The sequence below is a fragment of the Halostagnicola sp. A-GB9-2 genome (genome assembly GCF_030068615.1).
Taxonomy (GTDB): domain Archaea; phylum Halobacteriota; class Halobacteria; order Halobacteriales; family Natrialbaceae; genus Halostagnicola.
On the sequence record NZ_JASJOC010000005.1, the window covers coordinates 208,560 to 232,020 of the forward strand.

General features: G+C 60.0%; 16 protein-coding genes. 9 read left to right on the plus strand and 7 right to left on the minus strand.

Translation table 11 applies throughout. From position 1 onward, the window contains the following. The first annotated feature begins 301 nt into the window (after positions 1-301). Entirely contained in the window at positions 302-1,144 is an 843-nt protein-coding gene (locus QNM96_RS14360; RefSeq protein ID WP_283837186.1) for an NAD(P)-dependent oxidoreductase, read from the plus strand. A 61-nt stretch (positions 1,145-1,205) separates the two neighbouring features. After that, positions 1,206-1,487, plus strand: coding sequence for a ubiquitin-like small modifier protein 1 (locus QNM96_RS14365; protein ID WP_283837187.1), 282 nt, complete (start codon positions 1,206-1,208; stop codon positions 1,485-1,487). 17 nt (positions 1,488-1,504) lie between these two features. Here QNM96_RS14365 and QNM96_RS14370 read toward each other — a convergent pair whose 3' ends face one another. Beyond that, a complete protein-coding gene (locus tag QNM96_RS14370; protein WP_283837188.1) occupies positions 1,505-3,175 on the minus strand; it encodes an aldehyde ferredoxin oxidoreductase C-terminal domain-containing protein in 1,671 nt (556 codons plus the stop codon). 209 nt (positions 3,176-3,384) lie between these two features. On the opposite strand from QNM96_RS14370, the gene QNM96_RS14375 reads away from it, so the two are divergent. Then, complete coding sequence (locus QNM96_RS14375) at positions 3,385-5,385, plus strand: beta-galactosidase (protein WP_283837189.1); 2,001 nt, start codon at positions 3,385-3,387, stop codon at positions 5,383-5,385. A 526-nt stretch (positions 5,386-5,911) separates the two neighbouring features. Beyond that, positions 5,912-6,334, plus strand: a complete 423-nt coding sequence (locus QNM96_RS14380; protein WP_283837190.1) for a heme-binding protein — start codon at positions 5,912-5,914, stop codon at positions 6,332-6,334. Between the two features lie 542 nt (positions 6,335-6,876). Here the strand turns inward: QNM96_RS14380 and QNM96_RS14385 are convergent. Both QNM96_RS14385 and QNM96_RS14390 read right to left on the minus strand, forming a co-directional pair. After that, positions 6,877-7,152: a TRAM domain-containing protein gene (locus tag QNM96_RS14385; RefSeq protein ID WP_283837191.1), complete on the minus strand. Its 276-nt coding sequence runs from the start codon at positions 7,150-7,152 to the stop codon at positions 6,877-6,879. Then, positions 7,149-8,720, minus strand: coding sequence for a Na+/H+ antiporter NhaC family protein (locus QNM96_RS14390; protein ID WP_283837192.1), 1,572 nt, complete (start codon positions 8,718-8,720; stop codon positions 7,149-7,151). Before QNM96_RS14390 ends, QNM96_RS14385 begins: the two co-directional genes overlap by 4 nt. Positions 8,721-8,907: 187 nt before the next feature. Between QNM96_RS14390 and QNM96_RS14395 the strand changes: the two genes are divergently transcribed. The 3 genes from QNM96_RS14395 (at position 8,908) to QNM96_RS14405 (ending at position 12,304) form a co-directional block, all read left to right on the plus strand. Further along, positions 8,908-9,972, plus strand: a complete 1,065-nt coding sequence (locus QNM96_RS14395) for an alanine--glyoxylate aminotransferase family protein (RefSeq protein WP_283837194.1) — start codon at positions 8,908-8,910, stop codon at positions 9,970-9,972. Between the two features lie 601 nt (positions 9,973-10,573). Continuing rightward, positions 10,574-10,843 carry a hypothetical protein gene (locus QNM96_RS14400; protein WP_283837195.1) on the plus strand — a complete coding sequence of 90 codons (270 nt, stop codon included), beginning with the start codon at positions 10,574-10,576 and terminating at the stop codon, positions 10,841-10,843. 249 nt (positions 10,844-11,092) lie between these two features. Further along, positions 11,093-12,304, plus strand: a complete 1,212-nt coding sequence (locus tag QNM96_RS14405; protein ID WP_283837196.1) for a glycoside hydrolase family 88 protein — start codon at positions 11,093-11,095, stop codon at positions 12,302-12,304. 132 nt (positions 12,305-12,436) lie between these two features. On the opposite strand, the gene QNM96_RS14410 is transcribed toward QNM96_RS14405, so the two are convergent. Together QNM96_RS14410 and QNM96_RS14415 are read right to left on the minus strand one after the other, a co-directional pair. Then, complete coding sequence (locus QNM96_RS14410; RefSeq protein ID WP_283837197.1) at positions 12,437-14,263, minus strand: DUF2264 domain-containing protein; 1,827 nt, start codon at positions 14,261-14,263, stop codon at positions 12,437-12,439. Between the two features lie 100 nt (positions 14,264-14,363). Next, positions 14,364-17,114 (minus strand): family 78 glycoside hydrolase catalytic domain, encoded by a 2,751-nt coding sequence (locus QNM96_RS14415; protein WP_283837198.1) that lies wholly within the window; start codon positions 17,112-17,114, stop codon positions 14,364-14,366. Positions 17,115-17,890: 776 nt separating this feature from the next. On the opposite strand from QNM96_RS14415, the gene QNM96_RS14420 reads away from it, so the two are divergent. After that, positions 17,891-18,925: an alcohol dehydrogenase catalytic domain-containing protein gene (locus QNM96_RS14420; protein ID WP_283837284.1), complete on the plus strand. Its 1,035-nt coding sequence runs from the start codon at positions 17,891-17,893 to the stop codon at positions 18,923-18,925. Between the two features lie 119 nt (positions 18,926-19,044). Beyond that, positions 19,045-20,484, plus strand: a complete 1,440-nt coding sequence (locus QNM96_RS14425) for a glycoside hydrolase family 4 (protein WP_283837199.1) — start codon at positions 19,045-19,047, stop codon at positions 20,482-20,484. A 126-nt stretch (positions 20,485-20,610) separates the two neighbouring features. Here QNM96_RS14425 and QNM96_RS14430 read toward each other — a convergent pair whose 3' ends face one another. Together QNM96_RS14430 and QNM96_RS14435 are read right to left on the minus strand one after the other, a co-directional pair. After that, positions 20,611-21,045: a PEGA domain-containing protein gene (locus QNM96_RS14430; protein ID WP_283837201.1), complete on the minus strand. Its 435-nt coding sequence runs from the start codon at positions 21,043-21,045 to the stop codon at positions 20,611-20,613. Positions 21,046-21,228: 183 nt separating this feature from the next. Further along, positions 21,229-23,436 (minus strand): ABC transporter ATP-binding protein, encoded by a 2,208-nt coding sequence (locus QNM96_RS14435; RefSeq protein WP_283837203.1) that lies wholly within the window; start codon positions 23,434-23,436, stop codon positions 21,229-21,231. Positions 23,437-23,461: the final 25 nt, after the last annotated feature.

The window sequence follows — 23,461 nt, forward strand, 5'->3', positions numbered from 1 at the left end:
CATAACGCTTTTAGTGGTCACTCGAGTATCGTTCGACCGTCGGGCCAAATGAAGTAATGCGTCGCGTAGCGCTCGCGCGCGACGCGCTTCGATGGCTTGGCAACGAGTCGTTCCATAGCACGTCTCGAGACCGGATCGGCCGCGGTTTCGGTGCCGATATCGAGTCTCCGAGGCGATCCGGATCGGACGCGATCTCCGTGACGACGCGAATCCGCGTCTTTGGGCCCGTTCGAAGTGATTTACGGCAGCGGCTGCACTAGAAATCGAACGATTATAGTGACGCCCGTCCCTGCGTACCTCTGTGAACGTTTTATTGACTGGCGCGTACGGCCGGTGTGGAACCGCTATCATCGACCACCTCCACGACGAACCCGCCTACGAGTTTACCTATCTCGACCGGGACGACCCCGACGGCGGCGAGGATTACGGCAGTCACGAGACCGTGGCCGCAGACGTCGCCGATGGACAGGCGCTTCGAGATGCGGCGACAGGACAGGACGCGATTATCCACCTCGCGGGCTATCCGTTTACCGACGGAACGTGGCAGGACGTTCACCAGCCAAACATCATCGGGACGCTCAACGCCCTCGAGGCGGCCCGCGAGGCCGAACTCGAGACGGTCGTCTTCGCCTCGTCGAATCACGTCATGGGGATGTACGAATCCGAAAACGCACCCAAACTGTACTTCGGAAGCGACGCTCCGTTCCGACTCTCTCAGGAGGATCCCGTTCGACCGGATTCGTACTACGGTGTCTCGAAGAGTTTCGGGGAGGACCTCTGTCGGTACTACGTCGAGAACCACGAGTACCCGAAGCGGGCCCACGCGATCCGTATCTGTAGCGTTCGCATGCCCGAGTACGACCATCCCTACGGTGACGCCGAGAACGACGTCGATAGCGGCGAATACGAACGCGGGAGCGACGAGTACGAGAAACAAGTTGCCCGTATGAAGGGGATGTGGCAATCGCGTCGCGATTTCGCCCACATGATCGACCGCTGTCTGCAGACCGACGAGAACGGGTTCGAAATCTTCAGCGGTGTCAGCGACAACGACCGGCGCTGGTACAGCATCGAAAACGCTCGAGAAACCATCGGCTACGATCCACGGGACAACGGGGAGGAGTGGGACGCGCCGCCCGAGTAAAGCGGGTCGGATCGATGGGATAGCGGCGGTTTCAAGTGAACTCGCGAGAAAGTGGCCGGTCATGCAGGTAACCTGCGAACTCTACGGGCCCCTTCGGGAAGCGGTCGGCGGAAAGTCACACGAACGTGAGGTCAAGACTGACGCGACCGTCGGTGACGTTTTCAAAGCACTCGCCGCCGAGAACCCCGAACTCGAGGGCTTCCTGTTCGATGACGAGGAGGACTTCAGCGACTCGGTTTCCGTGATTCGAAACGGGCGAAACGTCGCGTTCGAAGACGGGATCGAAACGCCCGTCGACGAGGGGGACGTGCTTCGTGCGTCGCCGCCGGCGGAGGGCGGGTAAGATCGCGGAGAAAGTTCCTAATCAGCCTGTGCGTACTCCGCGACGGTCCCGGACGGGACCGTGCCGTCGTCGTTCCAGCCGCGGAGTTCGTAGTACTCCTCGATCGATGACTCGAGGTCCGGGAGGTCGTAGGGCAGTCGGTCCTCCTCGCCGCCGTGTCCGCGCTGGTTCCGGAAGTGGCGCTCGAGTTCGACGATCCGGGCACCGACCTCGAGGATGTCGTCGTACTCCGCGTCGAACAGCGCCTCGAATCGGTCGCTTTCGACGGCGCGACCCACGCCGAACTGGCAGATGACGCCGCTGTCGCGGAACGCGTTTCGGTTCTCGTTCTCGACCACGAGTTCCGCCTTCCCGGCGGTCCCACGGGGGTCGACGTCACCACCGTACTCGTCGGCGAGTGTCGTCGAGTACATGTGATCGCCGCCACGGTTCGCGACGGCGTAGGACAGGCCCTGTCCATTGATCGCGCGCCCGTCGTGAGCGGCGAACTCCATACCTTTCACGGAGAAGTTCTCGACGCCGAGTTCCTCGTGGCTTCGCGCGACGCCCTCCGCCAGCAGGTCGCCTTCGTCCTCGCGGAACGCGATCTTCTCGACGATGTCGTGGACGAGTTCCGCGTTGCCGAACTCCTCTTCGCTCGCCAGATACGCCGCAACGACGTTTCCACAGGAGATCGTGTCCATGCCGTACTGGTCACACAGTTCGTTCGACTGCATCACGTCGACCAACTCGCCGACGCCGCAGTTCGAGCCAAAGGAAAAGACCGTCTCGAGTTCGGGTCCCTCGGTTTCGATCCCGGTTTCCTCGTCTCGAGTCGGCAGTTTGCAGGCGAAGGCACAGACCGAACAGGAGGCCTTCTCGTACTTTTTCTCCTCGACGGCGTCGCCGCCGATATCCTCTGCGTGTTCGAACGACTGTTCGGAGAAGTATCGCGTCGGGAGCGAGAAATTATCGTTGACGAACTCGATCGAGTTCGTCGTTCCCTGTCGGCGCATGATGTGATCGCTGGTCGCGGCTTCTCGGTGAACCGACGACTGGACGTCTTCGGCCGGTATCTCGACTTCGGGGGCCGAGTCACCCTGGAAGGTGATGCACTTGACGTTCTTCGAACCCATGACCGCCCCGAGTCCACCGCGGCCGAACGCTCGACTGTCGTAGGTCATCACGCATGCAAATCGCACGCCGTTTTCGCCCGCCGGGCCGATCGTCGCGAGGTTCTCGCTTTCGAGGCCGTGGCGTTCGTTCATCACTGCGGAAACTTCGGGGACGGTTGCCTCCTCGAGTTCGGGGACCTCCTCGAACTCGACGCCCTCGTCAGTGACGTGGACCGCGAGCAGTTCGTCGCTCTCACCGGTGAGTTCGACCACGCTGTGACCGGTTCCGACGAAGTTTCGGGAGAGATACCCGCCTGCGTTCGCCGAGGCGACGCCGTCAGTTAGCGGGGAGAGCGCGGTGCAATTCATTCGACCGGTAAAGCTCATCTGGGACTGCTGGAGCGGACCGGTCGAGAAGTAGAGTCGGTTTTCCTCGCCGTACGGATCCGCATCGAAGGGGATCCGGTCGTGCGCGAGTTTGGTTGCAACGCCTCGACCGCCAACGAATTCGGACAGTTCGTCGTCAACCGTTTCCGTCCGAGCGGCTCGGTCGCCGACATCAATCGTACACAGTGTACCTTTTGCGTGAAGCATTATCGGTGCCAACGGAGTTCGTAGTAAAAAAGGTAGGGATAACGATCGTATTATCGCGGTGAGATTGCGCGTGAGCCGAACACCAAACAGCGCGCGTGAGCCGAACACCAAACAGCGCTTGCGGCTTGCCGGGGAAGTGTGGGTCCAACGGATTCCGCAGTGATCGAAATCGGAGAGTCTAAAACCGTGCTGTTTGTCGATGGTTGTAGATGACCATAGGCGTCTGTTACTTCCCGGAACACTGGCCGGACGAACGATGGCGAACCGATATCGAGCAGATGGCCGAGGCGGGAATCGAGTACGTCCGCATGGCGGAGTTTGCCTGGTCGAGACTCGAGCCCGAACGCGGCGAGTTCGATTTCGAATGGCTCGAGCGGGCGCTCGAGTTGATCGGCGAACACGATATGCAGGCGGTACTGTGTACGCCGACGGCGACGCCGCCCCGGTGGCTCGTCGACGAACATCCAGAAATACTACAGGAGGAGCCGGACGGAACGACTCGACACTTCGGCAGTCGACGCCATTATTGCTTCAACTCTCCCGAATACGCTCGGGAAACGGACCGCATCGTCGAGCGGATGGCCGACCACTTCTCGGACCACCCGGTCGTCGCCGGCTGGCAAACCGACAACGAGTTCGGCTGTCACGGCACGGTTCGGTGTTACTGCGACGACTGCTCGAGGGCGTTCAGCGAGTGGCTCCGCGAGCGCTACGACGACATTGAGACGCTCAACGAGGAGTGGGGAACCACCTTCTGGAGCCAGCGCTACGACGCGTTCGAACAGATCGAGCCACCTCGTCACACGGTAACTGATCACCACCCGTCGTTGTTGCTCGATTTCTATCGCTTCTCGAGCGACAGCGTCGTCGACTACAACGAACGACAGCTCGACGCCCTGAAGGCCGAAAACGACGACTGGTTCGTCACCCACAACTTCATGAGCCACTTCGGCGCACTCGACAGCTACGACGTCAGCGAGCGCCTCGAGTTCGCCTCGTGGGACTCGTACCCGACGGGTCACGTCCAGCAACAGGGAGAGCCCTCCGTCGACGAACTCCTCGCCGGCGACCCGGACGTCGTCGGACTGGATCACGACCTCTACCGGTCGGCGGCCAACGCGCCGTTCTGGGTGATGGAACAACAACCAGGGGACATCAACTGGCCGCCGTACTCGCCACAACCGGCCGAGGGAGCGATGCGACTGTGGGCCCACCACGCGGTCGCCCACGGTGCGGATGAAGTGGTCTACTTCCGATGGCGGCGCTGCCGTCAGGGTCAAGAACAGTACCACGCGGGGCTTCGCAACGCAGACGGCACTCCAGCGCGGGGCTACGACGACGCCTCGGCGGCAGCTTCCGAACTCGAGGAGCTTCCAGCGCTTTCGAACGTCGACGCCCCTGTCGCGATCGTCCACGAGTACGACAACCTCTGGGCGCTGGACAATCAGCCACACGCTCCCGAGTTCGACTACTGGAGTCACCTCGAGACCTACTATCGGGCGCTGCGGGCACGCGGCGTCTCGGTGGATATCGTTCCGCCAACCCGCGATCTTTCGTCGTACGACGCTGTCGTCGCACCGACGCTCCATCTCGTCGACGAGAATATCGCGGACACGCTTCAATCCTACACAGAGGACGGCGGCGAACTCCTCTTGACGATGCGTTCGGGCGTCAAAGACCGTGCGAATAAGCTACTAAACGAACCAGCCCCGGGTCCGCTCGCGGATATCGTCGGCGCGACGGTTACCGAGCACGGAGCGCCGCATCCGAACATGGAACGAGTACTCGAGTACGACGGCGAAACGTTCGAGTACACGGTCTGGAACGAACGTCTCGAACTCGAGTCGGCGACCGTCAAAGCGACCTATCAGGGCGGGGGAGCGCCGGGAACGGCAGCAATCACTCAAAACGAAATCGGCGACGGCTGCGTTACCTACTGCGGCGTCTGGCCCGAGAGCGAACTCGCCGACGCACTGATTTCGACCGTCCTCGACCGGGCGGAGATTCCGAGTACCGACGAGGCGCTCCCGACGAACGTTCGGGCGATCGAACGAGACGGGTACACGTGGGTTACGAACTTCTCAGGCGAGAAGATTACACTCGACCTTCCCGAACACGCGTCGATAATCCAGGGCGATCGAAGGGTTCCCGAATACGATCTCGCGGTCCTTGACGCGCCCGTATCCAGTATCCAGGTCGAACGCAAATAGGGGGAAGCTTCGAAAAGAGACCCACCAAACAAGTGTCCGCCAATACCGGATGAAATCTGCCGTCAGCCAATATTTGTGACGAGAGCGGTTAGACGGGACCACAGGAAGGACGTATAGCACTGATTACAGTCAGTGCAAACGCGGCAATGAGAGAATTTTATTACATCCATATATTTGTAATGGGCTGTGAGCAGAATCATACGGTATCGTCGGACAACGAGGTGTTTCATCGATACCCATTTTTGGGTGGAACTTCGTTACAAACGCGGCGCACGCAGGACAGAATAAATGGGATCAGAACCGAAGACGAGACGAAAAGTAACCACGGAAAAACCCGAAACTGGGGTCAAGACACGGACTGACCGAACACTCAGATCAACAGCTCTCTTCGATAATCCGATGTAGCCGGATCGCGATAGCTGTTCAGCATCATCTCTCTGGCATCGGTTGGACCTAGAAATCGGCTGACGCAACGCTTCGCTATTCCAAAGACAGTTTATAGGGAGACGTTATAGTTGTGTGTGTAATGCAAAGCCAGCAGACAGTTTCACTAGACGAATCGAAAGAAATCTTAGACGCCGCAGAATCGAAAGCACAAGAGCTCGGAGTTCCGATGAACCTCGCCGTGACGAACAACGAAGGCAACTTGATCGGATTTCGCCGAATGGACGGTGCGAAACTCGTCGCCGCGAGTATCGCCCGCGACAAAGGCTACACCGCGGCGGCCGTCAAAAAGCCGACCGAAGATCTCAAAGAGGGATCCGAACCGGGTGGCGACGTCTACGGACTCCAATCGACGGACGACAACCGAGTCGTTACGTTTGGCGGTGGAATCCCGCTCGAGGTCGACGGCGAGGTCGTCGGTGCGGTCGGTGCAAGCGGTGGCGACGTTTCCGAGGACATCGCGATCGCCGGAGCCGGTGTCGAGGCGTTCGAAGCCTCGAGGTAAGCGAGTAATCACGTGAGTTCGTCGATTGGATTCGAACAGATCGAAGCTGATTCGTCATATTCTGCGCCACGGGCGACCGTCGGTAACTGGTTTAGAGTCGCGCTCTTTGCAAGTATATCATATATCTTGATATTCGAATTTATTGGGTTTTTCGGTCATCACCGGCGCAGTTGTTCGGTTCTATAGTCGTATCGAATACGATCGGTGCTTCGTTCATGAGCGAATATCCGAGGGGTATCCTGGCACCGTGTATTTCACCGGGTTTTTAGACGTCGTTATTGGTACGACAACGATTTGTCGTCGGGTACTGTTTTTGGAGGACAAACGCTCCACATCGAAGGTCTTCGAGTTGCTGTGCAGTATCGAACCTGCAATATAATCGAAAGTGCCTATTTCAACAAGTGGTTGGTAGCTTAAAGGAATTTATAAGAATACGCTGAGTGACATAAGTGTAGTTTAATACAGAGGTATCGGATCGACGCATCGGCCGAAAAAACGAGCGGTGCGTTCGTTCGAACCGGACCGGACGAGAGAGCGGTTCGTTACCTGGTGTAGGAACTCTCACCAACTACTTCCAGAAACTCACCGCGACCCGTCGCGGTCGCCTCGTCGAACTCGGTGATCCGAACCCGAACGCGTTTCTCGACGGTGTCAAAGCCGGCGCCTTCGACGATAAGTTTGGTGTCGCCGACGTACGCGTGGCCGTTTCCATCACCGTTCGCTTCGGCGATGAAGACGGCTATCTCGTCACCGACATCGAACGACGGCGTGGTGCTACGGAACGTCCATCCTTTGAGGTACTTCGTGAACAAGCTCATATTCGTGCCACCTCCTCGCTTTCGCGGTCGGTAACGTACTCTCTCCCAAACCCGGTAATCGCTGCGATAACGAAGACTGCGACCAACAGCCAACCCTGAAAGACGAACGGAACCACGTCGATGGGCGTAACGAGCATGTCCGCCTCGAGCCAGTCGTAGGCCTCGGGGAGATCCCGCATCGCCGTATAGCCGGCCAGCACACCCCCGGACCACGGGAAGATGTAGCCGAGTGCGGCGGTCTGTCCGTCCAGAATATTCGCCCGGCGGTAGCCGTTCAAGTTGAACCGCTCACCGATCTTCGAGATGTAGGGGCCGATCGCGACCTCCGCGGCCGTATTAATAGTGATGACGCCGTTGATCAGTGCCGCGGAGCCGACCATCGTCAGTTCGGCGTTGCGAACGTTCGTCGCGAGGTTCTCGATCGACCACTCGAGGATCGCATCGAACGCGCCGCCTCGTATCATGATCTGTGCCGCCGCGATGATAAACAACACGAGGATCGCGAGTTCGAAGAAGCCCGATGCGCCGGCGATGAGGCTCCCACTCACGCCGACCGCGTCGGCGTCCTCGACGACTGTCAAAAACGGAAGCGCGTCTAGCGGCCCGGCAAAGGGGGCATCCGGTGGGGCGTTGAACGAAATGATCTCACCGACCGTCGTCAACTCGAGGACGAGATTGGCGACGATCGCGGTCACGATTCCCCAGGAAATGGCTTCGACGATGTGACGCCCTGCGACGGCGGTCCCGATGACGACACCCATCGAGACGAGGTGAACGAGACCGATCACCTGGCTTTCTTGGTCGAGGATCGCCTGCGCATCGACGCCGATATCGAGACCGGTCATCGCCGAGCCGGCGACGAGGTACCCGCCGAACGCGACGACCGCGGCGATGATCACGTACTTGAATCGAGAGGCGACGACGCCGCCGATATCGGAGTCCTGCGTGACGGCACTAACGATCGTCGTGTCGCTTACTGGTGCGAGGTTGTCGCCGAAAATCGCCCCCGACAGGATCGCACCGAACATGAGGACGGGATTTGCTCCGAGTAAGATGCCAGCGGGAAAAAACAGGATGACGAACGCAACTGCCGCCCCGTATCCGGTCCCGATACCTGTCGTGAACAGCGCCGCCAGTACGAACGTCACCGCGGGGAACAGCGTTGCCCCGATCCCGGCGATATCAGCGAGCCAGATCAATCCACCGACGAACCCTCCGTCCTGAAGCAGTTCGGCGAACATCCCGGCCCAGATCCAGGCGACGATAGCCGTCACCGCCACGGGTTGAGTCATCCCTTCGAAAATCGTGTTCGCGTAGGACGCCCAATCGCCGCGGACGAAGAACATTCCCACGATAAGCCCAATCAGAATGCCGACGATCAACCCGCTCTCAGACTGGATGCGCAACAGCGCAGTCTGAAAAATTGCCCAGACGATGAAAAACACGATCGGCAGAGCGCTCGTTCCTCTGCCACCGTAAAATGTGATTCGTGGTTCGGTATCGTCGTCACCCTGGACGAATGAATCGGTTGGGTCGCCTGTCGACGGAGTATCATCGATTCCGCTCATTGGAAATCACGATTCGTATAACTAAATCGATCTTGATAAGTCTTACCAGAGGTGCCCCCAAATAGCTATAGCAGACGGCAGTACAACACTCGGGGAGACCGAGTCGAGAGGAAGACCAAGTCGAGCGGAAGACCGAGGGAGTTACCCGACCGCAAGCGGCTAATGACTGGAGGTCGCACGGATAGACATGCAATTCACACCCGGACCGACGACGGTGCCGCCGGCAGTACGGGAGGCGATGGCATCCGAGCAACCGAACCCGGATATCGAAGCCGCGTTCGCAACCCGCTACGACGAAACATGTACGAAACTGGCGGAAATATACGGAACGACCCACGATATCGTCGTCCTCGGCGGTGAGGGAATCCTCGGGCTCGAGACGGCAATCTCCTCGCTGGTTTCGCCCGGCGACCGCGTCCTCTGTATTTCTAATGGCCTCTACGGCGACGGGTTTGCGGATTTCGTCGACGCTTCCGACGGTGACGCGACGCTCGTTTCCGGGTCGTACAACGAGGGGTACGATATCGATGCCATCGAAGCGACGCTCGAGTCGGCAGCGGCCGCTGACGATCCGTTTTCGCTCGCGACACTGGTTCACTGCGAAACGCCGACGGGTGCGCTCAACGATTTGGGGCCCGTTCTGGACCTCCTCGAGGAGTACGACGTCCTCAGCGTCGTCGACGCCGTCTCGTCGCTCGGCGGGACGCCTGTTCCAACCGATCGAATCGACGTCTGTCTCGGGGCCTCCCAGAAGTGTTTCAGCGCGCCGCCGGGGCTGACGACTGCGGCGATCAGCGATCGAGCCTGGGATAGGATGGAAGAGCGAGAGCCGGCCTCGCTATATACCAATTTTCTTCCGTGGCGGGACGTCTCCGATGGGTTTCCCTACACCCACCTCAGCGCGAACGTCGCCGCGCTCGAGACAGCGCTCGACTTGCTCCTCGAAGAAGGACTCGAGAACGTCTTCGCTCGTCACGAGAACGCAGCGACGCGATGTCGCGAACGCGGTTCCGAACTGGGCCTCGAGTGCTACTCCGACCCCGAACTGCAGTCGCCGACCGTGACGGCGTTTCGTCTGCCGGGAGAAGCCAAACGAGTACAGCGACGAATCGCAGAAGAAGAGAATGTCGTTTTGGCAACCGGACTTGGAGAACTGGCCGACGATATCCTTCGGATTGGGCACATGGGATACAATGCCGACGGCGAGAAAGTAGATCATGTAATGGATGCACTCGAAGCCGTTCTCGAGTGAGTTTTGAGCTGTACTGAAGTAGTTTGGTTTTTCGGTTTTATGTATGAGTCATTATATATTACTTACGAGCCACTTTAGTAGTGGAATGGGATGTACAATTCTGCCACATTATAAAAGCCCTCGGGTCAATCATACAATACCCAGTAGTTGGAGAGAAAAAGTCATACATTCTCGATTTTCGAATGAAATATACCAAAAGGGTCTCTCTTCACCAATTTTTAAATTTTGGATACAGAAGCCACCGGGGAACTCGTGGATATAAATGCCAAGAGTATCCGCTAGAGGATTCTATAACCAGTTATCGGTTGAGCCGAACCAATATGGATCATCGATATTCGAAGAGATTCACCCATATTATATTGTTCTAAATATCCAATATTACTTAGATCCACCGATGGCAGAAACTCATCATGAAACGCCCACGAGAGTGTCTATCTAAAGAGATAGTTACCGACGGGTGAAGAAGTCAATTGCGAGCTTTTTAGAAGGGAATCGCGAGTGAGTCATCAGACAGTGGGTCGACAGTATCACGACGGGTTTGCTCCGTAGAAATCGATCAATCTCCCGAAACAGATAACATCGTTCGGAATGATATCGAAACATGTCCGTCGATGCCACTGACGAGCAGCGTTCGAACCAGTCCAACTCGACCAGCCCCACATCTTCGTTCGGCCTGGGACTCGCCGAACCGCTTCGCGGGTCGCGTTCGTTACAGGTCGCCCTGATCGGGTTGGTAGTGACCGTCGTCGCGGCCATCGTCAACACAGGCGTGTGGCCGGCAATTATCGGCGTCTGGGGAATCGGTCTCATCCTGATCGGTGTGATTTCTCACCTAGCAATCCGGTATTCACGACGCAGTTCTCGAGACTGAGAAACGATCGACGTCGTTCTCGGACTATCAGCACTCGTTTGGCACCGGCGGCGATTCGCCGCCGGACCGAGCCGACTCGTTGAACTGTCGACCTACGGACGAGCGACGAACATCCCCCGGAAACGATGGTGACCGTTCGCGAATTCGAACCGCGAGACAGATAATTCTCGTGTCCGCCGTCGACGATCACACTCGAGAGCGGTTGTAACCGTCGATACGTTTATTAAAAATAGTCGTGTGATCTATCGTATGACGCGAAATTCCTCGGCACCCATAGCTGACGTTTCCGATCCGGGCGTCCCGAGTCGGTACGACGGGTGTCGATCGGCCCCCGAATCAGCATTCCGTGGGGCGTTGATTGACGCGCTCGACGGGATCGATTCCAATCTGGTGACGTTTCACGATCGGTTCCCGACGGCCTCGAGCGACGACCTCGTCTATCCGTCGACGGATAACTCGAAGGGGTGGACCAGCGGATTCTGGACCGGGCAGTGTTGGCTCGCCTATGAGGTGACTGGAGACGAGCAGTATCGAAATGCGGCACAAACGCAACTCGAGACGTTCGATCGACGGCTCGAGGACGGCGACATGGAGACACACGACTTGGGGTTTCTCTACACGCTCTCGGCGGTCGCCGGCTACCGACTGACCGGCCAGTTCGAGTACCGGGAACTCGCGGTCGCCGCCGCGGAGTTGCTGACAGATCGATACTGGGATGACCTGGGATTGATCCAGGCGTGGGGACCGCTCGACGCGTCGGCATCCGACGAGTGGGTGCAGGGCCGGATGATCGCCGACACCATGATGAACCTCCCGCTGCTGTTCTGGGCCAGCGAGACGACCGACGAGCGACGGTACGCGACGATAGCCGACGCCCACGCCCGAACGAACGTGCGACACATCGTCAGGGATGACGCCTCGACCGCTCACACGTTCAAATCCGATATCGAGTCGGGAGCGCCACTCGGCGTGGAAACCCACCAGGGATACGCCGATGACTCCTGCTGGGCGCGCGGCCAGGCGTGGCAGCTCTACGGGTACGCGATCGCGGCGACGTACACGGGCGAGTCTGCCTACGCCGAACTCGCGTCGAAACTGGCCAACTACTACCTCGAGCGCGTCGAAGCGGATCACGTTCCGCGGTGGGATTTCGACGCCCCGGCCGACGACGGAGTACGTGACTCTTCCGCCGCCGCAGTCGCCGCGTGCGGCCTCGACGAACTCTCGAGAATCCTCCCGAGCGCTGACGATCGAACACGCCAGTATCGCACCGCCGCCCTCGAGACGCTCGAGTCGCTCGCCGAGAACTACACCACGGATCCCGACAGCTCGAACGGGCTTCTAATGGAGGGTTCGTACCATCGGACCGACGACGACTTCGACGAGTGTTGTCTCTGGGGCGATTACTTCTACGTCGAAGGGTTGGTTCGGGCGACCGAGCAGTGGGAGCGATACTGGTAGGGGCGAAGACCATCGTCTCCCACAGTGTCGATTCATTTGACCGCGTCCAAACCAGTTACAGACTCGACGGCTGTGACGGTCTGTGCCGTCTAGGCGGAAACGTTCACTATTCGTGTTCAACAATAGTGCTCGCTATTCGCGTTCACACCGAATCAGTTCCTCGCCGTCGACATCAGTCACGACGAGCGGGTCGGCGGACGCGAGTTGCGGTGCCCGATTCCATCGGTCGTCACCGTCGGCGCGAGCCGCCGTGACTGCACCAACTAGCCAGTGAGTTCCCGGCTCGTGCTCTCCGACGAGCGTCGGCACGACCGTTCGCGGGTGACAGACGTTCGTGTTCGGATCCTGCCCCGTGGTTTTGCCCTCGCGTCGCTCGAAGAGATCACGAATGCCGCTCGTTCCCCCCGGCGACCGACACCGCGCGCTCCCGCCGCTCGTTTGGCGTCCGTTGGGCTCCGATCGACCGTCATCGCCCCGAGGCAACGCAAAGCCGCCCTCGGCGCTGTGGACCGATCGGTCCGTCTCAAGCCGGTGGACGCGGACGTGCCACGGGGTGGCGGGAGCGAGCCACGTTTCGACGCAGACGTCGTCCCAGGGAGTCCATCGGGAGTAAAGCGTTCCGTCCCGGACGGCAGTTTCGTCGACTGCGAGTCGGATTCGATAGTTCCTGCCGTCTTCACTCAACGCGAGCGCGCTGTCGTGACCTGCTCCCTCGAGGCCCGCACGACGGCTTCTGACGCCGAAGCCGAACGCGTTCGAGTACGCGAATTTGGTGTATTTCTCGAGATAGGGCGTCGACTGCCCTGCGGCGAGTGCGTAGTGATGATCGGCTGTCTGATCCCGACAAACGACCAGCTTCGGTTCGGATTGGACCACCTGCTCGGGTAACTCCGAAAGCGGCTTCGGCTCCGCCTGCCAGAAAGGGTGATCCGACTCGAGCGCGAGCGGGAGAAATACTTTGAGCGCCCAGTAGGGCGAACTGGCCGAGTTGTACGGCTCGCTCACTTTCAACGTCGGGTACCGATAGCCGACCGAGAGCACGCCGCCGTCGGTGAAGATTGGCTGGGTAGCCCACCACCGAAGGTTTCGGAGCCACAACCCCTTGATCTCACCCCACGGGAGCGCTTTAACGTCTGCGAACGCGAGCGCACCCCAGAACGCCGCCTGTGCGAAACGGTAGGTCAAACTTCGACCGTAGGGAAGCGCGGCACCGTCCCGACGGAACCAGTGTCTGAACTGCGGCGCGAACTCGGCGGCTCGCTCGCGGAAGCGATCGGCTCGGTCGGGGTCGATTTCCTCGGCGACCGTCGCGTAGATGAGTCCGTACGTGTGCATCGCCCAGGGAACGTAGTAATCCACCGCGTTTTCCTCGGGCGATCCGTCCGCGTACCAGCCGTCTTCGATCGCGAACGACTCGAGTTTGTCGAGCGTCTCCCGGGACAGTTCGCGGTCGTACTCCACCCCGACGCGCTCGAGCCCGAGGTGAACCAGCTCTCGGAAGAACAGCCAGTTACAGTCATAGAGCGAGGCGTCGTCCACCTGTCGGAGGTACGCCGCGAGGCGGTCTTTTGTTTCAGCCTCGAGGGGATCCCAGAGGATTTCGGGGACGAGTGCAAGCCCGAATCCGATGGCGGCGGGCTCGACGTGTTTCTGGGAGTTGTCACCCGCAGGTCCCCAATACTCCGGATGGTCAGGGTCGGTACCGTGTTTGATCCCTTCGCGGATCCGCGGCCAGCCGTCGAAGTCGCCGCCGCCGGCGGCGAGTGGCACGAGTCCCCACAGCGGACGGGCGAACCCTTCCAATTCCGCCGCCGTCTCGGGAAACCAGGCGCTCGCCGGCCCGGGTTTCACGCGGGCGGAGCCCGGACTGCGGTGTGTCTCGAGTGGTTCGGTCAACTGTCGAACGGCTCGTTGAACGTCAGTTCGTGACGTTAACGGATTATCGGCGAACGGGTTCATACAGAAGACTCTCGAGCGAATCAGTTAACCCTTCCGCGCCAACCGCTTTGTCGCGTATCGCTGATCGACCACTCGTCGGGCGCTTCGACTCGATCACGGATTACTCGAGTTCGAACCGGTACCGACCGGATTCGACGTCGATCGAAACCGCTTCGCCGAGTCGAGTCGCGGTGACACCCTCGAGAGCCGGTCCCGAAGACGGGTCCGGTTTCGATGACGAACTGTCGGTGGTCGAAAGCACCGTTCCGTTGACTCGCACGGCGTCAGCGTCGACGGGAAGAACCACTGAGGCAGTCGCATTCCAGGGCACCGTCACTTCGAGGTCAAACGTCTCCCCTTCTCGACTCCAAGAGACGTCCACCGTTCCCCGTTCGGTCGGGACCCGTCCGGACGCGGCCTCGAGGCCCGACGCCGGCGGACGAATCTCGAGGTGACTTCCCTCGCGCTCTGCGAGTCGAACGCCGAGTAAGGCGCGCTGGATGCTCACCAGAACCGGCCCGCCCATCGCGTGGGACTCGCTCCGGTTTCGCCGCTCGCTCGTCGGGAGGTCGGGATCGCGACAATGCCAGGTTTCCCAGGTGAACGTCCCACCCTGTTCGAGGATGTTCGCCCAGCCGTCGTCGTCGGGGTTCGTCAACAGGTCGACCAGCGCGTCGGTTCGATCCGCGGCCTCGAGCGCTTCACAGAGCCAGGGGACCATCATCGGTCCCATTTGCATACCCATTTCCGCGACGTGGTCGGCAACCCTGTCGATCGCCTCGTCGGGGACGAGTCCAAACGCGAGTGCGAGGGCGTTGGCGTGCTGGGACCGACTCTCGCTCCTTCCGGAGGCTCCACAGCCGTCGACGTACAATTCCCCGTCGAAGAGGTGTTCTTGAACGGCGGACTCGAGGGCCGCCCGCCGTTCACGATAGCGCTCGAGTTCTCCGCCGGGACACTCGAGTTCCTCGGCGATGGCCGCGGCTTTGGCGAAAGCGTTGGCACCGAGAATGTTGATCGTCGTTCGGGCGGGCCAGTCCCGATCGTAACCGTAGCGCATCTCGGGGGGCCAGTCGACGATCCCCTCCTCGTAGGGACCTCCCTCGCCGCCCGAGAGGTTCATCACGAGACCGGTTTCCGCGTCGACGTGGTCGGCGATGTACTCGGTGATCGCTCGCACGACGGGGTAAGCGGCCTCGAGGATCGACCGGTCGCCAGACATCCGATAGTACTGCCAGACCCACTCGGGGAAGGCTTCGGTGAAGTCGGGAATGTCGCGCTTGCCGTCGCCGTTGGGATAAACGGCGTTTATCCGCCCCTCGGCCACCCAGTAGCGGTAGTGCGAGCGAACGAATTCCCGAATCGCCTGGCGGGTTAGCGCACGCTCTCCGAACGCGCGCGTCGACACCGCAGAGATATTCAGCGCGTCCACGAGGAACTGTCCTTTCTCTCGCGTCGGTGTATCGATGAACTGCTCTTGACACCCGTAGAGCGTTGAGTGGCGCGCGAGTTCGAAAACATCGTCGACGGTTTCGTTGGACGATTCGAAGGTCGCCGCGTGCTCGTCAGGTACCTCGTTGTGAAGCGCCCGAAGCGACACCTGTTCGGGATCGAGTTCCTCGCCCGGCGCGTCGATCTGCAGGTACCGAACGCCGAGGTAATTAAACGGACGGAACGTGCAATCGCCGTCGCGCTGGACGTACGCATAGTGCATGTCGGTCCACTGGGTCCCCTCCTGTTCGTCCACCATTCTGTCACCTCGGAGGCGATATCCCGCCCGCACGTCGACGCGGTGGCCTGCAGTTCCGCCCTTGAACGTGATCTCTGGGATCCCGGCGTAGATCCGACCGAAGTCGGCGACGTAGGTCTCGTCGTCGACCCTGGTTACGGTCACCGGTTCGACCTGCGAGCCGACGACCTCGCGATTCTGGGCGATGAGTCGCTCCCAGGGCTCGGTCGGGTGCCGGCCGATGACACCGGCCGGCTTCCACGTCTCGTCGTCGAACCCCGGTCCGGCCCAGTCCGAGGGCGCGTCGCGGCCGTCGATGAGTTCGACCGCCTCACCGACTTCTTCGTTCCGTACCGGGGCGTCCTCGTCCCATTCAGCTTCGCGAAGTCGCCACGCTTCGTCGGTGACTATCGTGCGTTCGCTCCCGTCGGCGAGTTCGATCTCGAGCTGGCAGAGAAAGCCGGGCTCGCCCGTTGGACGCCCCTGACCCTCTCCGTGCCACGTAAAGAGCGCGCCGATAGCGTTCTCGCCGGTCTCGAGCGCGTCGGCCAGATCGATCGTCTTGTAGTAGTGGTGATCAGGATAGGAAAACGACTGGCCGCGGTCCACCCGCTCGCCGTTGACCGAGAGCTCGTACTGGTGGGAGGCGGCCACGGAGGCGCGGGCTCGTTCGACGGAAGCGTCGTCGGGGAGGGCGAACTCGCGGCGGGCGTAGGTGAACTGTCCGCGTTCGAAGTCGGTTGCACCATCGATATCGATCTCGGAGGGACGGCGGATCCAGTTTGCGTCCCAATCATCCGACTCGAGCAACCCCATTCCCCACATCGCCGGATCGCTCCAGGGACTTTCGTCGTCGCCGTCCCAGATGCGCACCTTCCAGTGGTAGTCCGTGCCGGACTCGAGCGTCAGTCCGTCGTAAGGTATCGAAGGTTGCGAGCTCTTCTGCTTGCCAGTGTCCCAAATATCTCCCTCGTCGTCGGCCAGTCGTTCCCGACTCGAGGCGACGAGTACGCGGTAAGCGGTCTGGTGTGCACCGCGTCGGTCCGTGTCGACCCGCCAGCAGAGGTCGGGCTCGCGCTCGTCGATGCCGGGGGGATCCGAGACGAATTCGGTTCGGAGATCGGTCGGCCGGGTCAGCGTCATCTGCGTGGTTTTTTTCGGCGACTCAGTAATACGTGCCGGGTTACCCAACGAGAGTTGCCGGCACGAATGAGTGTCTGCCGAGACAACTACCGCTATACGCCGACACATCCCTGGGCGGGTAAATCGCGGCCGAAATCATCCCGTGAACGCCCGACACCTAATCCATCGAGCCGACCCGCGCGACCCTCGAGGCCGACGGCGAGGAAGGAGACGTCGAATCCGGTGTTCTACACCGATGTGAAACCGGTATTATGAATAGCGCACTGTTGACTCGGCCCGCGGTATAGGAGGCCACTCGAACGCTAATCGACGACGGAGCCACGTCGGAGAGTCCGTCCGCCGTCTCCGGACGGGCCACTTCGCGTGCTATTACAGTAGTTGTGAGAACATCGCACGAGACGCTCGAAGCCGGCCGAATCTGTTCTTGAAGCGTTACCGTCTCTCGTTCGTGATAAATAAACATCCGCTGTGAGCGGAGTGACCGACACTCGCATTACACAAGTACCTATGTAATCTCGCAGGGCAGTGACCACAATTTTGGAAATTCCGGCCGCTATCCCCACGCTACCCCCTCTTTAACGAAAACGAGTCGGTGACGAGCGACGATTAACAGAGAAAATGACATCCGACCTGACCGGATGAATGCTTATAGATCATGAAAGTTCGACAAAACAGACTTTCGAGAATTGTCTCCGAGCGGTTCCCTCACCTAAAGTTATATGTGGGCAACCCACACAACTATCAGTAGCTCAATGACAGAGCGAGGGAGCTTCATGATGAAGGCTATAGTCCATACCGGTCCTAGATCTATCGAAATTCGAGAGCGCGAGAAAGCTGTTCCCGACGACGGCGAAGTACTCGTCCGCGTCCATTCGGCCGGCCTATGCGGCAGCGATGCCCACGCGTATACGTACGAAGAAGGCTACAAATGGATTCCGCTCCCACGAATTATGGGCCACGAGTACTCAGGGGAGGTCGTCGATATCGGCGACAACGTAACCGAGTTTTCGGTGGGGGATTCGGTCGTCGAGGAGCCGATCCACGACTGCGGGTCGTGCTTTCAGTGCAAGAACGGACAACCGAACGTTTGCCAGAATTTCGAGATTACGGGGATGCACAACGACGGTGCGTACGCCGAATACACGACGGTAAATCCTCGAGACCTACACAGGATACCCGACGACATGGCGCTCGGTCAGGCGAGCGTTACCGAACCACTCAGCATCGCCACGCGAGCCGTGTTCGACCGGTCGAACGTGACACCGGGCGATACGGTCCTCGTCGAAGGACCCGGTCCGATCGGGATACTGGTTGCGACCGTCGCCGATTCGATGGGCGCGAACGTCCTCGTCTCAGGGCTGGGTAAGGACACGGCGTATCGTCTCCCACTGGCCGAACAGCTCGGCATGGACACCGTCAACGTCGAACGAACCGATTTCTCAGAACTCGTGGACGAGAAGACCGACGGCATCGGATTCGATGTCGTTTTCGATACGACGGGTCACCAAAGCGGCGTCGAAATGGCGGTCGAGCACGTCCGAAAGGGCGGACAGGTCGTCGTCGTCGGCCTCCCCGGTGCCCCGAGCGAACTGTTCATGACGCCGGTCGTCCGCGGCGAGATTGACCTGAACACGTCCTACGGCTCGACCTGGCGGAACTTCGAACAGGCCATCCGATTGCTCTCGAGCGGCGAGATAGATGCCGAACGGATCATCGACCGGTCGTTCAGCGTCGACGAACCCGCCGCCGCCTTCGACGCCTTCCTCGCCTCCGAAACCTGCAAACCAGTCTTCTCCTTTTCGGATCTCTGAGCGGGTTGGTATGGACACCTACTGCGATACCATGATCGCTATTATCACCCGTGAAAGGGAGACGACGAACGCCTCTCTGAACGGGAACACTTTTGGGCGTCTCAACCCCTCACGGTAGTATGCACCAGCTCAGTGCCACGGGCACATCGTTCCCGGAGAGCGTCTCAGACGTTACGATCGGCTACATCGGCGGCGGTAGTCGAGGATGGGCACACACCCTCATCAACGACCTGCTCCAGTGTTCGGACGTCTCGGGGAATGTTGCCCTGTACGACGTCAATTACGAACCGGCCGAACAAAACGCGAAACTCGGCAACGAACTGGCGACTCGCGAGGACGTCGTCAGCGACTGGACGTTCGAGGCACACGAGAGCCTTGAGAACGCCCTCGAGGGAGCCGACTTCGTTATCTGTTCGATTCAGGATCCTCCGGAGGAGACCTTCGTTCACGATATCGACGTCCCACAGGAGTACGGCTGCTATCAGACCGTCGCCGACACCTGCGGTCCCGGCGGCGCGGTTCGAGCCCTTCGCGCGATTCCACAATATCGCGAAATCGCCGCCACGGTACGCAAGCAGTGTCCCGACGCGTGGGTGCTCAACTACACGAATCCGATGACCGTCTGTACGCGGGCGCTCTATGAAGAGTACCCCGAGATCAACGCCATCGGCCTCTGTCACGAGGTGTTTCACATCCAGGAGATGCTGGCCGAAATCGCCGAGAAATACGTCGACGAAGCCGAGAACGTCTCCGGGAGCGAAATCGACGTGAACGTCAAGGGCGTCAACCACTTCACGTGGATCGACGAGGCCTCCTGGTACGGACATGACATCTACCAGTACCTCGATGCGGAACTCGAGGAGCGAAAGCCCCTCCCCGGATTCGATCCCAGCGATTTCGAGGGGGCAGATTACTGGATCAATCACCACCAGGTCGCGTTCGATCTCTACGACAAATTCGGGCTCCTCGGTGCCGCGGGCGACCGCCACCTCGTGGAGTTCGTTCCGTGGTACCTCTCGATTGACGACCCCGAGGAAATCCACCGGTGGGGGATTCGGCTAACGCCGAGTTCAGCCCGCGTGGGCGAAAGCGAGGAGGGGCCGGCGAAGATGGAGCGATATCTCTCCGACGCCGACGAGTTCGAGTTCAAGCAGTCCGGTGAGGAAGCCGTCGACATCATCCGCGCCCTGCAGGGATTGGACTCCATGAAAACCAACCTCAACTACCCGAACGTCGGCCAGACGCCGGATCTCCCCGACGGGGCGATCGTCGAGACGAACGTCCTCGTCACCGGCGGCGGCATCAAAACGATCACCGCCGGAACGCTCCCTCGAGCGGTTCGGAACATGGTCACGACCGCGATCCACAATCAGGAAACGCTCGTCGAAGCCGGCTTCGCCGGCGATCTCGACCTCGCGTTCGAGGCGTTTCTGAACGAACCGCTCGTCACGCTTTCTCGAGAAGCGGCCCAGGAACTGTTCGCCGAGTTGATCGACCGCGAGCGCGAGTACTTCGAGGACTACGACCTCGAGACCGCAGCCGTTCTCGAGTCGCGCTAACCCAGCCGTAATCTGTCCCGCAGTTGGCTCGCACTCGAGGGCGATTATCGGACGGACGGCAAAAGCAGGATACCACCGCCGGTACCCGTTCCAGACCAGTACAGCGCGGTGCGATCGGCTCAGTTCTCAGGAGGACGCTTCGAGTTCGAGGGTAATCTCTTCAGCCTCACCGTCCTCGAGCGTCACGTCCGCCTCCGCGGATTCGTACGCCTCACCTTCGGCGACAACCGTGTACGAACCGGCCTCGATGAATTCGGGTTCGGCGACGCCGTCCTCGATCCCTTCGTCAACGATGTACCGGTGATTTTCGTTTTGGGCGTCGATCTCGACGGCAACCCCCTCAGACACCGATTCGCCGTCTTCGTCCTCGAGAAACACGACGAGGCTCCCTTCCTCGACATCCTCGCCCCCGTCGGAGTCGTCGTTCACACCGGGTTCCGTTTCGTTCCCATCCGCCGAATCGTCTCCGTCGTCATCCGTACAACCGGCGACGCCGATTGCGAGTCCTGTGCCGATAAGCGAACTCACCTGTCGTCGCGTGAGATAGTCTCGTTGTCCCATATTCGCAGTTGTACAGAGCAAATAGAGCGAAATAATACTATCGACCAGACTGGGGCGAAGAGGATACTGTGACGGAAGGAGAACGGACGAACGAAACCGCTCCGCAGTCCGATCGTCGGTTCGTGATGGCGGCGGGATGAGGCACAATTGGGCAAAGCGACGACCCTACCAGATCACTGTCGACTAGCCGGAGACGTTCACGTGATCGTCGTCCTCGTCCCCGTCGACTGCATCGTCCGTAATCGGTTCGCTATCCCAGTACTCGTGATCGTCGTCAACGCGGAAGCAAGCGGTCCGTTGTACTCCATCCTCGTTACTGAGATCGACCAGTTCCGGTTTCTGGGTTCGACAGGTTTCTCTGGCGTCGGGACAGCGCGTGTGATATCGACAGCCCGACGGCATGTTCTTCTGGTCGGGGACGTCGATCGTTCGGATCGGGTTCTCGTCAGGGTCGTCGTCCTGCTCGAGTTCGGGCGTCGCCCAGCGCAACGCCTGCGTGTACGGATGCTGGGGATTCTGAATGATCTGTTCGGCCGACCCGATCTCGACGAGTTCCCCAAGGTACATGACTCCGATTCGGCCGCCGGTCTTCTCCGCGAGATACCGGGCGTTCGAGAGGTCGTGCGAGACCGACAGGAACGACGTGTCGAACGCGTCTTGCAGTTCGATCATCAGGTCCATAATGCTCACCCGGAGGGATACGTCTAAGGCAGACACCGCCTCGTCGGCGAGGATGAGGTCGGGGTTGACCAACATCGCCCTGATGAGCGCGACCCGCTGTTTTTCGCCGCCCGAGAGCTGGTGTGGATACCGTTCGATGTAATCCTCGGGCGGACTGATCCCGACGTACTCTAACATTGCCAGGATCCGTTCGCGTCTGTCATTGCCGTCAAGGTCGGGATGCCATCGGTTGAGCGGGGTCGAGAGGATCGATCGAACCCGCTGATGCGAGTTCAACGAACTGCCGGGATCCTGGTGAACGATCTGGAGCGCCCGGCGAATTTCTTCGTCCTCGAGCGTGCTACTGCCGGAACTTCCCTTCCAGATGTCTCGGTCTTTGTACTCGATTGTCCCGTCCGTCGGTCGCTGGAGGCCGACCGCGGTCTTTCCGAGCGTGGTTTTCCCACAGCCGCTTTCGCCCACCAGAACGACCACGTCGTTCTCGTAGATGTCGAACGAAATCCCGTCAACGGCTGTTACTACGTCGGACTCGCCGAAATCGAGCCAGCCGTCGTTCTCGGATCCGAACTGAACCTCGACGTCCTCGAGCGACACGAGCGGCTCCGCATCGTCCGAGTGAGAAGCGTTCCGCGTCGCGGGCGAATCATCGGAATTCGACTCCGTAAACGCCCTCTCGAGGTCGTCGATCGACTGCTCCCAGTGATGGCAGTAGACGTCGTGATTCCGGGAGTCTCCGGCGTCGTACGGACCGGGATCGATTGACTTGCACTGCTCGTCAGCCAGCGGACAGCGAGGATGATACGAACAGCCGGGTGGAATATTGACCGGATCCGGACTCTCCCCTTCTATCGGGCGCATCTGCTCGAGCGGGGCCGACAGGTTCGGCGTGGCGTTGAGCAAGGCCCGCGTGTAGGGATGAGCGGGGCGCTCTAAGATCTCGTCGGCAGGCCCAATCTCGGCAAACTCAAAGGCGTACAGGACGGCTAGCCGATCGGAGAGATCCGCCACCAGCGGCAGGTCGTGCGTGATAAACACGATCGTAAGATCGTGTTTTTCCTGGATCTCGTTGAGCAACGAGATGATCGATTGTTGCATCAACAGATCGAGCGCGGCCGTGGGTTCGTCCATCACGAGCATTTCGGGCTCAAGGACGAGGCTCAACGCGATCAACACACGCTGTTTCATCCCGCCGCTTAGCTCGTGGGGATAGGACTCGAGCATCCGCTCGGGCTCGAGGTACAGATCCTCGAGGAGGTCTTTAGCCCGTTCGATGCCGGCATCGACGTCGTAGTCGTGTGCGCTTAGTGTCTCGACGAAGTGCGTTCGAACGGACCGAACAGGGTTGAACGAACTCATCGCGCCCTGAAAGACCATCGAAATCTCCTCCCAGCGGAACTGTTTGAGTTCCGACTTCGAGAGCCCGGTAACGTCTACCGGATCGCCGTCTTCAGGGTGATAAATGACGTCACCGGTCGTCGTACCGGGAGCGGGAACCGCATCGAGCAAGGCCGAGGCGAACATCGATTTCCCCGACCCACTCTCGCCGATTACACCGAGAATCTCGTTGCGTTCGATATCGATGTTGACCTCGTTGAGGACGCGCGACTCGCCCCGATCCATACCGAAGCTGACGGACGTGTCCCGAAGTTCCACGATGGTGTCGGTTCCGGTCGAGTCGACCAGACTCGCATCTGATTCTGATATCGTCATCTGTACACCTCGTTTCGAACGGCCG